We start from the raw sequence: 13,089 nt of genomic DNA on the forward strand, positions 1-13,089 counted from the left end.
TGTTTCATAAATAAATCATGTTAATCCTTGCCCATCAGCTCTGCGACACGCACGCGCCGTACGAGGAAGCCCGATGCCGCTGCGCGTAAGCATTGGTCAAAGGCGAGCGCAATCCATGTGCCCAAGATGCCAAGCCCCATGCCGTAGAGCAGGAATGCAGTGAAGATGGGACGCAGAAAAGTCACGCTGACAAAGTAGCACATCGCCACCTGACCCGTTTTGCCGCTGCCGCGCAGGACGCCGGCAAAAATCAGCGCCAAGGCCTCGGGGAAACTCACTGCCGCCACGAAGAGCATGATGGGCGTTCCCATGGTGATGACCGCAGGATCGCGGTCGTAGAAACCGATGATGGAAGTTGAGAAAACTGCCGTCAATACTGCGGCGAGCAGAGAGAATGCCAGCCCCCACCGGACGCCTGCACGCAGGTAGGCGCGCCAACCATGTATGCGGCGTGCGCCGCAGGACTGGCCGGCAAGCACCATGCTCGCCTTTCCCATACCTTGAGCAAAGCCATAGTAAAGGTCGCAGAAATTCATGCAGATGCTGTGTACGGCAAAGGGAATCGTGCCAAGTTCCACAGCCATGCGCGAATAAAGTACCATGCCGACGCGCTCGCAGCCCATCTCACCGAAAATCCCGGCAAAGAGACTGCCGAAATCCCGCAAAAACGGCAGATTGGGAAAAACCTTCTGCATTCCACGAAAAATGCCCAAGCGGAAAAGCGCGACAAGTGTCGCAAGGAAAGCAAAGAACGAGCCTAAGAGCGTGGCAATCGCCGCGCCTTCGACCCCAAGCGCTGGAAACGGCCCGAGGCCGAAAATCAGGAATGCATTGCCTATGACATTGATGACATTGCTCGTCACATTGACAGCAAGCACGAGTGCCGTATTGCCGAAGCCGATGAGCACTGCCTGCAGAAGTGTCGCCATGGACAGAAAGAAGACTGCCGCAACGGCAATCGCTGCATAGCTGTGTGCAAAAGTGAAATACTCCTCTTTTGCTCCCATGAGGAGAAGCACATCGTCTACGAAGAGAAAGGCTGCAAGGTGCATGACAGCAAGAACCGGCATCGTGATGAACACCGAATGCAGAAGAGCCTCCCCCGCTTCTTGCCGTCTTCCCGCCCCGACATGACGTGCCACCAAGAGCACGACCACGGAGGCAAAGGAACGCGCAACGGTCAGAAGCACCATACGCGGCTGCTCGAAGACGCCGATTGCCGCAATGGACAACGTGCCCAAGGCGCCGACCATGACGAGATCCGCCATGCCCAAGAGATTCATGAATACGCCTTCCATGGCGGCAGGCATAGCGATTGCAATATACTTGCGATCGTGAGCGGTCAATGTCATAAATCGTCCCAAGCCCCTTTGTTTCCAGCTCGTCACATAATTACCGTTGCCAATTATACAACAAAGCCTTCCTTGCAACAAGACGATAATAAAAATCTTTTTCTTTTTAAGAATATCATCGTCAACTGCACGATTCGTTTCAGGCGCCCTTTGTCTCTTCTTGATCTTTTGCAAAAAGGTGACATGCTACGATATGTCCATCGGAAAGTTCCATGCGAGCAGGCTTCTTTTCCTTGCAGACCGGCATGCACTTGTCACAGCGATTCTGAAAAGGACAGCCCTTGGGCACATCGAGCGGACTTGGAATCTCGCCGCGAAGAAGCTGAACGTCCGCCTTGCCCTTGGGCTGCAGCGGAAAGACCGACTTCATCAAGGCCTGCGTATAGGGATGCTTCGCCTTGGGCAGATCCTTTGCGCGCAGGATTTCGACGACATTGCCTAGATACATGACGACGACGCGGTGCGTGAGCAGCGCGACGAGCGCCAGGTCATGGCAGATGAAGAGGATGGAGATGCCCTTCTCCTTCTGCAGTTTTGCCAGAAGTTCGACGACCTTTTCCTGTACGGAGACGTCGAGCGCACTCGTCGCCTCATCGCAGACGAGGATTTCCGGCTCAAGCGCCAATGCGCGTGCGATGCCGACGCGCTGCCTTTGCCCGCCGCTCATATTGCCGGGATAACGCTCGGCAAATTCTGCGGGAAGTTCGACGAGGTTCAATAGCTCCTTCGCCTTTTCCGCTGCACTCGTCTTCAAAAGTCCGAAGTTGCGCAAAGGTTCGGCAAGGATGTCCTTGATCTTCATCTTGGGATTGAACGCCGTACCGGGGTCTTGAAAGACCATCTGGATGTTGCGGCGATTCTGCCGCGCTTCTTCTCCCGTAAGAGATGTGATTTCCTTGTTCTGAAAGAAAATCTTGCCCTCCGTCGGCTTATGAAGCTGCATGAGCGTCTTGACCAGCGTACTCTTGCCGCAGCCGCTCTCGCCCACGATGCCGAGAGTTTCCCCCTTGCACAGGGAGAAACTCACATCATCGCAGGCCGTGAGCGCACGGCCGTCAGCTGTAGGGAAACGCTTCGTGATATGCTCGATGCGCAGGACTTCTTCGTTTTTAACTGGCATACGACATACCCCCGATCTGCGGCACGGAATGCAGGAGTTCCTTCGTGTAGTTCGCCTGCGGGTTTTCGATGATCGCCTCAGACGTTCCTTCTTCCACGACGTGCCCGTTCTGCATGACCATGATTTTGTCCGACATATAGGTGGCAACGCCGAGATTGTGCGTGACGAGGATGATGGCCGTGCCGTCCTCGCGGCAGATTTTCATCAGTTCCTTGACCACCTGCGCCTGCGTCGTAACATCAAGCGCCGAAGTCGGCTCATCTGCCAAGAGGAGCTGCGGACGAAAGAACATCGCCATGGCGACGCCGACGCGCTGACGCATGCCGCCTGAAAGCTCAAAGGGAAAGCTGTCCATGATGGTATCGGGGTTCGGAAGCTGCATCTTGTCCAGCATTTCCTTCGCCTCTTTTTCCGCCTTCTGTGGATCCATCGAGCTGTGCTCAAGGATGTACTCGACAAACTGGCTGCCGATCGTGCGGATGGGATTCATCATGCTGCCGCTGTCCTGGAAAATCATCGAGATGTTGCGCCCACTGATGTCACGCCACATCTTCGGCGTATTTTTCAGCATGTTCACGCCGGAAAAGATGATCTCGCCTTCATTCACGCGCCCCTCGTGGGGGAGGCAGCCCAAGACTGCGCGTATGACGCTGGTCTTGCCGCTGCCGCTCTCGCCCACGAGTGACAATACTTCGCCGGAATCGAGGGAAAAACTTATGCCATGCACCATCTCGGTGCCGGCATATTGGATATGGAGGTTCTTGACCTCAAGAAGCATATCGTTCTTCCTTTCTCCTTACTTTGCCGGGCGGATCTTGTTCGTCACCCAATAGTAGTCGGACGGATACATCGTCGCACCCGTGATCTTCGTCGAACTTATGATGTTCGTCTCAGGATAGCCGAGGAAGAGTCCCGCGCCATCGTTCATGATGATCTGCTGGATGTCGATCATGAGCTGGCGGCGCTTCGCCTTGTCGAATTCCGTGGAAAGCTCGGCGAACTTCGCGTCGAGCGCAGGATTGCTGTAGCCCGAGCCGTTCTGCGGGTTGTCGCCATCCTTGTTCGTGCGCCAGTACCAGTTGAGGAAGATCTCGGGATCTCCCGTGTTCGCCGTCGTGATGTTAGAAATCAGCAGGTCGTACTCACCGTTGATGCCCATCTTGTCGATGAGGTTGTAGTCGACGCTCTTGATCTTGACGTCAATGCCGACCTTCTTGGCGTCCGCCTGCACGGCTTCCGCATAGATGGGCAGCTCGGCGCGGCTGTTGTAAATGACGAAATCAACGCTCAGCGGCTTGCCGTCCTTGTCACGGATGCCGTCGCCGTCCGTGTCCTTCCAACCAGCTTCGTCGAGCAGCTTCTTGGCGCGCTCCACATCGTAGTGGTTCGGGTCGGTGAGCTGATCGAAGCCGTAGTCCATGGAAGGAGGAATCGGTGCCTTGCCCTCGATGAACGTGCCCTTCAGGATGATCTCGTTGTAAGACTTGCGGTCACACATGCTGATGAAGGCTGCACGAACCTTCGGATCGCCCAATACGCCCTTCTGGTTGATGCGTGCAAGCACCACGCGCAGCGAGGCGATGCGGTCGACGTGGAATTTCGATGTGTCGCTGAAAAGACCGATGTCGCCCGCGCCGATGTTCACAGCCATATCGACTTCGCCCGACTGGAGAGCCATAGCTCGCGTGTTCGGATCGTCAATCGAGGGAATCTCGACCTTCTCATACGGCACTTCGCCGTCCCAGTAGTGCGGATTCTTCTTCATGACCGCCTTTTCCTTGGTGAAGGATTCGCAGACATAAGGACCCGTGCAGATCGGACCCTGCTTCGCAAAGTCGCGCTCACCTTCCGCCGTCGTATCAACGATGAGGAAGAGCGGGTCAGCGAGGAAGCCCGGCATATTCGGCTCAGGCTTCTCCGTCGTGATGATGAGGTTCTGCCCTTCCGCTTTCATTTCCTTGTACTTGAAGAACGTTTCCGCGCGCTTGTTCTTCGCGAAAGCGCGCTCGATGGACGCCTTGACCGCTTCCGCCGTCAGATCCTTGCCGTTCGAGAACTTCACGCCGTCGCGAATCTTGAACGTCCACGTCAGGTGGTCGTCGCTGATCTTCCAGCTCTCTGCGAGCCACGGCTGCACGTTCATCTTCTCGTCGAACTTTGCCAAGGCCTCGCCCATGCCGTAGCGCATGACGACCCAGCCAAAATAGTTCTCCGTCGGCTCCAAGCTGTCGGCGAAGTTCGTCACGCCGACCTTGAGCGTCGAATTGTCCGCCTTGTCCGAGCCGCAGCCCGCGAAGATTGCGGCGGAGAATACCAAGGTGAATACAAGGAAAAGCCATCGTTTCATTTTGTTCACAAAAATACCCCTTTCTTAATTTGCCTTTTTGGGATCCATGACATCGCGCAGACTGTCGCCCCAGAGATTGAAGATGGCGACGACGATGAGGATCGCGACGCCCGGATAGACCATGAGCCAGGGCGCTGTCTGGATGAACTGCCGCCCCTCGTTGAGCATGAGTCCCCACTCGGGCGTCGGCGGCTGTGCGCCGAAGCCGAGAAACGACAGGCCGGCAATCTCCATCATCATGGCGCCGATGTCCGTCGCTGCCGTCAAGATGATCGTCGGCAGAAGATTCGGCGCGATGTGACGCCAAATGATCATCGAAGTGCGCGTGCCGTTCGTGACGGCGGCAGAGAGGAAGTCCTGCTGCGCCAGCTTGAGCGTCAGGCTGCGCGCCAGTCGCGCGTACCTCGTCCAGCCGACGGCGGAAAGCGCCAGAATCGTGTTCGCGATGCTGCCGCCGAGCATGCCGGCGATGGCGATAGCAAGCACGATTCCCGGGAAAGCCAGCACCATGTCCGTGAAGCGCATGAGCAAGGTGTCGACCTTGCCGCCCGTAAAGCCGGCGATGATGCCGATGAGCGTGCCGACGACGGACATGATGAAGACGATGCCGAGCGCCATGGCGATGGAAATCCTCATGCCGTAGAGGATGCGCGTGAAGGAATCCCTGCCGAGCTTGTCCGTGCCAAAGAGATGCTCTGCGGACGGCGGCAGAAGCGACGTCTGCATCGAGGACGTATACGGGTCATACGGCGCCAGATACGGCGCGACGACCGCTGCCAAAATGAGCAGAACGACCAAGACTGAATAAAGATAAAAAAGTTTTCTGTCCTTCGCCATCAGCGTCCCCCCCTCTTCAAGCGCGGATCAAGCTTCGCGTAAGAAATATCGACGAGGAGGTTGATAAGCATGTAGAGTATGGCAATCCACAGCACGAACCCCTGCACCAGCGGATAGTCGCGCATCTCGATCGCATGAACGGCCATCTTGCCGAGTCCCGGCCACGAGAATACCATCTCGATGACGGCGACGCCTCCCAAGAGCCAGCCGATGGCAAGCCCCAGGAGCGTCACGAGCGGCAGGCAGGCGTTCGGCAGCACATGACGCCAAAGGATGCGCTGCATGGAAAGACCACGCGCCTTCGCGCCGATGACGTAGTCCTGTCCAAGCTCTTCGAGGACAGCCGTGCGCACCTGCCGCGTATACTTCGCCGACATGACGACGGCGAGCGTGAACGCAGGAAGCACGATGCCTCGCGCCGTGATGTCACCGCCCGCAATCGGGAAGAGGTGCAGCTTCAATCCGAAGATATAGAGCAGCACGAGTCCGATCCAAAAGCCCGGCATTGAGACGCCGAAGAACGACAGCACACGGATCACATAGTCAATCCAGCGGTTGCGGTAAAGGGCTGCGACGATGCCCAATGGCAGGGAGATCAAGACCGTCATGGCAGTCGCAGCTACGGCGAGCGCCAGCGTGCCCGGCAGGCACTGCATGAGCTTGTCGAACACGGGGATCTTCGCCGAATATGAGCGTCCCATGTCGCCGTGCAGCACGCCGCCCAGCCATCTCCCATACTGCACGAGAAACGGCTGATCGAGTCCCAGCTCCTTGCGCGTCGCGTCGATCGTTTCCTGTGACACGACGGAATCGCCGACCTCCAAGAGCGTTTCCGCAGGATCGCCCGGCGAGAGATACGTCAGGCTGAATGTCAGAAAGCTCACGCCGAAGAGCGTGATGAGCATCTGACACAGGCGACGTATCAATTCTTTTCCTTTCAATGCAATACCTCATCTCCTTAAAAATTATATAAAAAAGACATTTGCGACCGAATCCTCAGAGCCGGCCTCTATAAGGAAACGCCATCTATCCGGCGTTTCCGTAAAAAAACGCATGTCCGTCAACCAAGACAAGACATGCGGATTTTTCCTGCAAGCGCAAAATACCAAAGGCATATTCTGCCATCAGAACACACCTTGGCATCCATCTCCCCATCTCTCGTAAGTCAAGCAATGAATCTTATCATAAGCAGGCTTTCTGGCTCTCGGATCATCGTTTGTTTCCGTCTTCCCGGGTTTTCCCCAGTGACATGTCAGGAAGTGCCGATGCATTTAGCACTTTCATCAGAAACAGTGATTTCAGCGTTTCCCATGGAAACAAATTCCCCGATTACAGCTGCGGGACAGCATGGGTCTTTCACCCGTTTTCCTCTCATCGCTCGCCGATATACATCGGCGACACTTATGACGTCTGTATGAATTTTTGAGAAACTAATTACTATCGGTAATTATATAGCAAAGTTCCTATCATGACAAGCGTACGAAAAAATTTTCTTTAAAAAACATTATTTCTCCTTGCGATATACCTGTACGCTCAGCCATCCTCCTGCTGCTCCATCTGGCGATGCATAAAATCTCTGCCGAAGACCTTGAGCGTGTAGTAAAGGCCGATGAAGAACGGGATGTACTCGGCGATGAGCCGCCAGCAAACGGCGAGGATGCCGACGGTGCCTGCCGGCACGGAATCGGCGAAGAGCAAGACGAAGCCTCCCTCCGCTATGCCGGAGCCGCCGGGCGTCGGCGTGAAGTAGAGCAGCATGTTGAGGAAAATCATGCGCCCCATGACCGTGTACCAATCGGCCTCCGTCACGCCGAGTCCCAGAAGAAGACACGGAACGATGGCATAGATGAACATGAGGCTCAAGCCTGATTCAAAAAAGATGCGAAGCATGCTCTTGGGCGAGGAAGCGAGGAGATGCACGCCCGTCTTGAGATCACGATAAAAAGAGATCAGCTTTTTGCTGCGCTTCGCGCTCAGTCGCTTCGTCAGGCGCAGGACGATGTAGTCGAACGCATTCGCGCGAAAGGCAAGCGCGATGAGTGCGATGACGACGAAGGCGATGACGGAGATGAGCATCAGCGTATGATTGTCCACGCCGGGCAGGATGCCTGCGTCGTGCAGGAAGATGAACGGCATGCAGCATATAAGGAAGAGGATGGACACGAGGGTTCGCACGATGACGAGCACCGTCGCCTTGCCCGCCGGTACGCCTGCATGGCGCAGGAACATGAGCTGCGCCACAGCGCCGCCCGTTGCCCCCGGCGTCAGAAGCGCGAGGAAGTAGTTGCCGAAGACCACCTGCACCGCCTGTCCCAGCGTGATGTGCTCGCCCGAGATCTTCACGAGGTGCATGAGGCGCGTGCCGTCAAGCGTCAGACCAAGGCTCACGCATAGGAGCGCAAGGGCGATGGACCACGGCTGGAACGCCGTGAGATTTTTCAACGTATGAATGTCGACTGTCGAATAGATGACAGCGCCCGAGATGAAGAAAACGAGCAGCAGCGGTACGATGAAACGCTTGCAGAACACCTTCATTTGACACCTCCTCAGAGCGGCCCGGCGCAGTTTCTCAGCTCATTGCTCTTTGCCGGCTGTCCGCGCCTCGCAATTCACATATTCTTCGTGACTCGCATAGGCGCTGTGATTGTGAATCGACTCAAAATTCTCGCAGAAAAGCGAGAACCAAAAGAGTCCGGGCAAAGGACGCAGGGCGAGCACGAGGTCGCGCAGGATGTCCTCGACGAATTTCGGCTGCTCGTATGCCTTTTCCGTCACATACTTCTCATCTTCACGCTTCAGCAGCGGATAGATCGGGCACGACGCCTGCTCTTCCATGAGCGCGGCGAGATCCTCGATGAAGATGCACGGCGCGGGCGGCTTGAACTCGACGATTGCTTGCAGAAGACTCCTCTGATTGTGCGCACCGTAGCGCGAGATCGCCTTGCTGCACGGGCAGAGGGATGTCGCAGGCACGGTGACGCCGAGACGGAACGACATCGCCTCGCCCGCACGCTTTTCGCCCTCGAAGAAGCAATCAAGGTCGAGCACGGATTTCTTGCCGCTTGCCGGCGCTTCCTTCTCGATGAAATACTTGAAGGAAAGGCGCAGCTTCGCCGTTTCTGCTTCAAGACGATGAAGCGCGTCCTGCAGCATGGCTTCCATCTCTTCTTCCGCTACGGGCTTGTCGCACCACTGCTGCAAGATTTCCAAGAAGCGGCTCATGTGCGTGCCCTTGTACTCCTTGGGAAGGGAAACCGTAAAGCGGATGCGCGCTGTGACTTGCTGGAAATCGCCCGCCTTCGTCTTGATGCGAAACGGCAGATGGGCGTCCTTGATGCCGACATGCTGTATGTCGATGCCGCGCATATCCGCGCTTTTCTGTATGTCTTTCATCATCGTTTCTTCAGCGTTTTTCATACTCGATCGGGTCTTTTATGCCGGCAGCCGCGAAGCCCTGCAGGCGCAGTTTGCAGCTGTCGCAGACGCCGCACGCCTTTTCACCGCCGCTGTAACAGCTGTGCGTAAGCTCCAACGGCACGGCAAGACGCGTCGCCAAGCGCACGATATCGGCTTTGGACAAATTCTGCAGAGGCGTGACGATCTCGATGCGCTTTCCTTCGGAGGCCGCTTCCGTCGAGTAGTCCGCGACGGCCTGAAAATGCCGGATAAATTCGGGACGGCAGTCGGGATAGCCCGAATAGTCGACGCTGTTGACGCCGATGTAGACGGAGCGCGCGCCGATGGTTTCGGCATAGCCGAGCGCATAACTCAAGAAGATCAGATTTCTTGCAGGCACGTAGGTCACGGGAACCGACGTGCGCGAAACGTCGCCCTCGGGCACGGCGATGCTGTCGTCCGTCAGCGCCGAGCCGCCGATCGCTTCCATATTCGTCTCGATGATCAAATGACGATTCACTTTGTAAAAAGCTGCAATCTTCTTCGCGCCTTCCAGCTCGATGCTGTGACGCTGATGATAGTCAAAGCTGATGGGATAAAGTTCTTTCCCCTGCTCCTTTGCGACGGCCATGCAGGTCGTCGAATCAAGTCCGCCCGAAAGCAGCACTACCGCCTTTTCCATTCGCGTTTCCTCCTCCTTTAGCCACGAATCGCCTGAATCGCTTTTTCTATATCGCTCGCCCCATAGACGGCAGAGCCTGCGACGAGGATGTTCGCCCCCGCCTCTCTCACGAGCGGCGCCGTCTCGGCATTGATGCCACCATCGACCTCGATGTCGAGAGCGAAATCATTTTCTTCTGCCGTATGACGCAGAAGCGCGATTTTTTCGAGCATCGACGGAATGAACTTCTGTCCGCCGAAACCCGGATTGACCGTCATGATGAGCGCCATGTCGATGTCTGCCATAAGTTCTTCGAGCATGACGAGCGGCGTCGCAGGATTGAGCGCGACGCCCGCCCTGCAGCCGAGAGATTTGATCTCCTGTACGAGGCGATGGGCATGACGCACCGCCTCGATATGAAAGGTGATGACGTCCGCACCGGCCTCGGCGAAGGAGGCGATCTGCGCTTCCGGGCGCTCGACCATCAGATGCACATCAAAAACCGCCGCAGAGCATTTGCGAAGCGACTTCACGACGGGAGCGCCCAACGTGATGTTCGGCACAAAAGCGCCGTCCATGACATCGATATGGACGTACTCCGCCCCGGCAGTTTCAATGCGCTGTACCTCATCGGCAAGATGCGCGAAATCCGCCGAGAGAATCGACGGCGCCACTTGAATCATCGATATACCTTCTTTCTCTGTACACTCTGCTGCAGCATTTCCAAATAGGAAGCATAGCGTGAGTCTTCAATTCTTCCCGCCTGCACGGCTTCCTTGACGGCGCAGCCCGGCTCGTGGCTGTGCGTGCAGGGCTGAAATCGGCAAGCGCCGAAAAAGGAACGAAATTCGGGAAAAAGCCCCGGGAGCGCACAAGGCTCGATCTCAGCAAGCTCCGTAGCGCTGAAACCCGGCGTATCGACGAGGAATCCTCCGGCGAACGGCAGAAGCTGCGCCGTTCGCGTCGTATGCCTGCCGCGCTTGATCTTCTCGCTGACAGCGCCCGTAGAAAGGGCAATGCCCGGCGCGAGGCAGTTCAAGAGAGAGGATTTTCCTACACCCGATGAGCCGGCAAACACGCTCGTCTTTTCCTCGACAAGAGACTGCATGTCTGCCACACCTTCCCCTGTAACAGTGGACAGCAGGCATACAGGATAGCCGATTTCGCGATAGAGCGCGGCGAGGGCAGGAATCTCCGCCTCATCGCCCTCCAGCAAATCCATCTTGTTGATGCAGAGGACGATGCGTTCGATCTTCGACCACTCGGCAAGCACGAGAAAACGGTCGATGAGCACGGGATTAATATCCGGCTCGCGTGCGGCGAATACGAGGACGACCTGATCGATATTGGCGACCAACGGGCGGCGCAAAAGACTCTTTCGCTCACAGCGCCGCTCGATGACGCCCGCGCCGCCTTCTGTAAGCTCAAGCTCCACGTCATCGCCCGGTACGACGGCAATGCGTTCCTTTTTCAGGCGGCCTCGCAGCTTCGCCTCTACAAGCCCCTCTCGTGTCGCCACGTAGAAGAAACTGTTTTGCGCTCTGAGCACTTTTCCCTGCAACAAACCGTCCTCCTCTCCCACTTGCTAGCGGTTCGACTTGCCGCCGCTTGCGTCCTTGCTCGGCGTCTTGTCGCCTGCATTGTCGTCCGACGCGCGCTCCTTCGTCTTCGAAGACTTCTTTTCCGTTTCGGCGGCAAGCACAAGGTCAACCGCCGTGCCTTCTTCCACCTCGCTGCCTGCCGCCGGGCTCTGACGCACGACCGTGCCTGCCGCCTGCGAACTCGCTTCCTTCGTGACGGAGCCTACATGAAGTCCGCGGTTCTTGATCGCTTCCTTGGCGCTTGATTCCGCGCCGCCGACGACGCTCGGCACGGAGACCTTGCGCGGACGCTCGCCCTTGCTGATCACGAGGTCGACAACCTGCCCCTTGCTGATCTTCGATCCCGCACGCGGGTCCTGTCCGATGACGCTCCCCGCAGGCTGCGAGGAGAACTCTTCCGTCACGACGCCGAGTTTCAAGCCCGCTCCGGTCAGCTTGCTCTCTGCCGCTGACTTCTGCATCCCCTTGAGTTCCGGCATACTGACTTCCTCGCCGCCCTTGCTCACGTAGATGGTCACGAGGCGCTCTTCCTTGACCTTCGAACCTCCCTCGGGATCTTGCTTGACGACCTGCCCTGCCGGTATATTGGAATCGTACATCTCCGCGATGTCCACGCGCAGTTTCTTGTCCTCCAACTTCTGCTTGGCGACGGCCAGCGTCTGTCCCGTCACATCGGGAACGACGACTTCCGCACCGCTCCAAAACTTTCCATAGGAAAGGAATGCGCCTGCAAAGAAGCCAAAAAACAATACGAGGAACAGAATGAAAAGGAAGGCCTTGGAGCGGTATGCCTTCTTCGCTGCACCGCCATGCCCGACATCCGGAACATGCACGGAAGGCCGCTCTTCCTGCCCATGTCTTGACAAAAGAGATGAATCGACCTCGGCCTCACGCACGCGCGGCAATACCTGCGTCGCATAGGGATCGAGCAGCGACGATGCCGAGCCGCCAAGCATCGCCTCATCCTGCGCGATCTGCCGCACGACGGTTTCACTGTCGGGCCGCCGATTCGGATCCTTTGCCATCAATTCCGCAACGAGAGCCTCGACGAATGGCGGAATCGACGGGTCGATGGCGCAGACGGAAAGAGGCTCTTCCTGCAAGTGCTTCAAGGCGATGCCAACGGGGGTTTCACCAGTGAAGGGCAACTCGCCCGTGAGCATTTCATAGAGAACGACGCCGAGGGAGTAGACATCTGACTTCGGCGTGATCGAAGCGCCCTTCGCTTGCTCCGGCGAAAAATAATGCACGGAGCCAACGATGTTGCCTGTATACGTCGACGTGACCGAACTCACGGCGCGAGCGATGCCGAAATCGGCGACCTTGATGCGCCCGTCCTCCATCACGAGGATGTTGTGCGGCTTGATGTCACAGTGGACAAGACCGTTCTTGTGCGCATGATGCAGAGCCTCGGCAATCTGACGCGCAATGGCGAGCGCCGTGGCAACGGGCAGGCGTCCGCCCGCATCAAGCTCTTCGCGCAGGGTCTGCCCCGAAACGTATTCCATAACGATGTAGTGGGCGTTTCCCTCCTGCCCGACATCGTAGATATTGACGATGTTGGGATGCGACATCTTCGCGGCTCCCTGTGCTTCAGCTTGAAAGCGTGCTACAAACTCGGCGTCACTCGCGAATTGGGCGTGCAGCACCTTGACCGCGACCGTTCGATCGAGCAGTTTATCGTGCGCCTTATATACATCAGCCATGCCGCCGCTTCCAACAAGCTCCACAAGCTCATAGCGATTGCCTAAAATGCGTTGTTCCATGGCACTGCC

The 13,089-nt window shown here is 57.0% G+C and carries 12 protein-coding genes and 1 riboswitch; all 12 genes read right to left on the reverse strand.

The genetic code is table 11. The annotated features are described in order from the left end of the window. Positions 1 to 20 precede the first annotated feature (20 nt). Complete coding sequence (locus tag QZ177_RS01490; protein WP_294175283.1) at positions 21 to 1,352, reverse strand: MATE family efflux transporter; 1,332 nt, start codon at positions 1,350 to 1,352, stop codon at positions 21 to 23. Between the two features lie 139 nt (positions 1,353 to 1,491). Next, entirely contained in the window at positions 1,492 to 2,472 is a 981-nt protein-coding gene (locus QZ177_RS01495) for an ABC transporter ATP-binding protein (RefSeq protein ID WP_294175284.1), read from the reverse strand. Further along, on the reverse strand, positions 2,462 to 3,250 hold the full coding sequence (locus tag QZ177_RS01500; RefSeq protein WP_294175285.1) for an ABC transporter ATP-binding protein: 789 nt from the start codon (positions 3,248 to 3,250) through the stop codon (positions 2,462 to 2,464). The genes QZ177_RS01495 and QZ177_RS01500 overlap by 11 nt, the downstream gene beginning before the upstream one ends. Before the next feature lie 18 nt (positions 3,251 to 3,268). After that, positions 3,269 to 4,819 carry an ABC transporter substrate-binding protein gene (locus tag QZ177_RS01505; protein WP_037369483.1) on the reverse strand — a complete coding sequence of 517 codons (1,551 nt, stop codon included), beginning with the start codon at positions 4,817 to 4,819 and terminating at the stop codon, positions 3,269 to 3,271. Between the two features lie 24 nt (positions 4,820 to 4,843). Beyond that, a complete protein-coding gene (nikC, locus tag QZ177_RS01510; protein ID WP_294175286.1) occupies positions 4,844 to 5,656 on the reverse strand; it encodes a nickel transporter permease in 813 nt (270 codons plus the stop codon). Continuing rightward, positions 5,656 to 6,597, reverse strand: a complete 942-nt coding sequence (nikB, locus tag QZ177_RS01515; protein ID WP_294175287.1) for a nickel ABC transporter permease — start codon at positions 6,595 to 6,597, stop codon at positions 5,656 to 5,658. Before nikB ends, nikC begins: the two co-directional genes overlap by 1 nt. Positions 6,598 to 6,825: 228 nt before the next feature. Beyond that, a riboswitch (cobalamin riboswitch) is annotated at positions 6,826 to 7,076 on the reverse strand. Positions 7,077 to 7,189: 113 nt separating this feature from the next. After that, entirely contained in the window at positions 7,190 to 8,191 is a 1,002-nt protein-coding gene (locus QZ177_RS01520; RefSeq protein WP_294175288.1) for a lysylphosphatidylglycerol synthase transmembrane domain-containing protein, read from the reverse strand. 39 nt (positions 8,192 to 8,230) lie between these two features. Next, positions 8,231 to 9,049: a GTP cyclohydrolase FolE2 gene (folE2, locus tag QZ177_RS01525; RefSeq protein ID WP_294175289.1), complete on the reverse strand. Its 819-nt coding sequence runs from the start codon at positions 9,047 to 9,049 to the stop codon at positions 8,231 to 8,233. A gap of 10 nt (positions 9,050 to 9,059) precedes the next feature. Next, a complete protein-coding gene (queC, locus tag QZ177_RS01530) occupies positions 9,060 to 9,734 on the reverse strand; it encodes a 7-cyano-7-deazaguanine synthase QueC (RefSeq protein ID WP_006192400.1) in 675 nt (224 codons plus the stop codon). 17 nt (positions 9,735 to 9,751) lie between these two features. Beyond that, complete coding sequence (gene rpe, locus QZ177_RS01535; RefSeq protein ID WP_006192401.1) at positions 9,752 to 10,396, reverse strand: ribulose-phosphate 3-epimerase; 645 nt, start codon at positions 10,394 to 10,396, stop codon at positions 9,752 to 9,754. Beyond that, positions 10,393 to 11,277, reverse strand: a complete 885-nt coding sequence (gene rsgA, locus QZ177_RS01540) for a ribosome small subunit-dependent GTPase A (RefSeq protein ID WP_037367476.1) — start codon at positions 11,275 to 11,277, stop codon at positions 10,393 to 10,395. The genes rpe and rsgA overlap by 4 nt, the downstream gene beginning before the upstream one ends. 21 nt (positions 11,278 to 11,298) lie before the next feature. After that, entirely contained in the window at positions 11,299 to 13,080 is a 1,782-nt protein-coding gene (gene pknB, locus QZ177_RS01545) for a Stk1 family PASTA domain-containing Ser/Thr kinase (RefSeq protein WP_294175290.1), read from the reverse strand. Positions 13,081 to 13,089 lie beyond the last annotated feature (9 nt).

Origin of the sequence: uncultured Selenomonas sp. (genome assembly GCA_905372355.1) — a bacterium.
Lineage (GTDB): Bacteria > Bacillota > Negativicutes > Selenomonadales > Selenomonadaceae > Selenomonas.

Coding starts and splice junctions, on each gene's coding strand:
- QZ177_RS01490 (WP_294175283.1), bottom strand. CDS start 1,352: ATGACATTGACCGCTCACGATCGCAAGTATATTGCAATCGCTATGCCT.
- QZ177_RS01495 (WP_294175284.1), bottom strand. CDS start 2,472: ATGCCAGTTAAAAACGAAGAAGTCCTGCGCATCGAGCATATCACGAAG.
- QZ177_RS01500 (WP_294175285.1), bottom strand. CDS start 3,250: ATGCTTCTTGAGGTCAAGAACCTCCATATCCAATATGCCGGCACCGAG.
- QZ177_RS01505 (WP_037369483.1), bottom strand. CDS start 4,819: ATGAAACGATGGCTTTTCCTTGTATTCACCTTGGTATTCTCCGCCGCA.
- nikC (WP_294175286.1), bottom strand. CDS start 5,656: ATGGCGAAGGACAGAAAACTTTTTTATCTTTATTCAGTCTTGGTCGTT.
- QZ177_RS01520 (WP_294175288.1), bottom strand. CDS start 8,191: ATGAAGGTGTTCTGCAAGCGTTTCATCGTACCGCTGCTGCTCGTTTTC.
- folE2 (WP_294175289.1), bottom strand. CDS start 9,049: ATGAAAGACATACAGAAAAGCGCGGATATGCGCGGCATCGACATACAG.
- queC (WP_006192400.1), bottom strand. CDS start 9,734: ATGGAAAAGGCGGTAGTGCTGCTTTCGGGCGGACTTGATTCGACGACC.
- rpe (WP_006192401.1), bottom strand. CDS start 10,396: ATGATTCAAGTGGCGCCGTCGATTCTCTCGGCGGATTTCGCGCATCTT.
- pknB (WP_294175290.1), bottom strand. CDS start 13,080: ATGGAACAACGCATTTTAGGCAATCGCTATGAGCTTGTGGAGCTTGTT.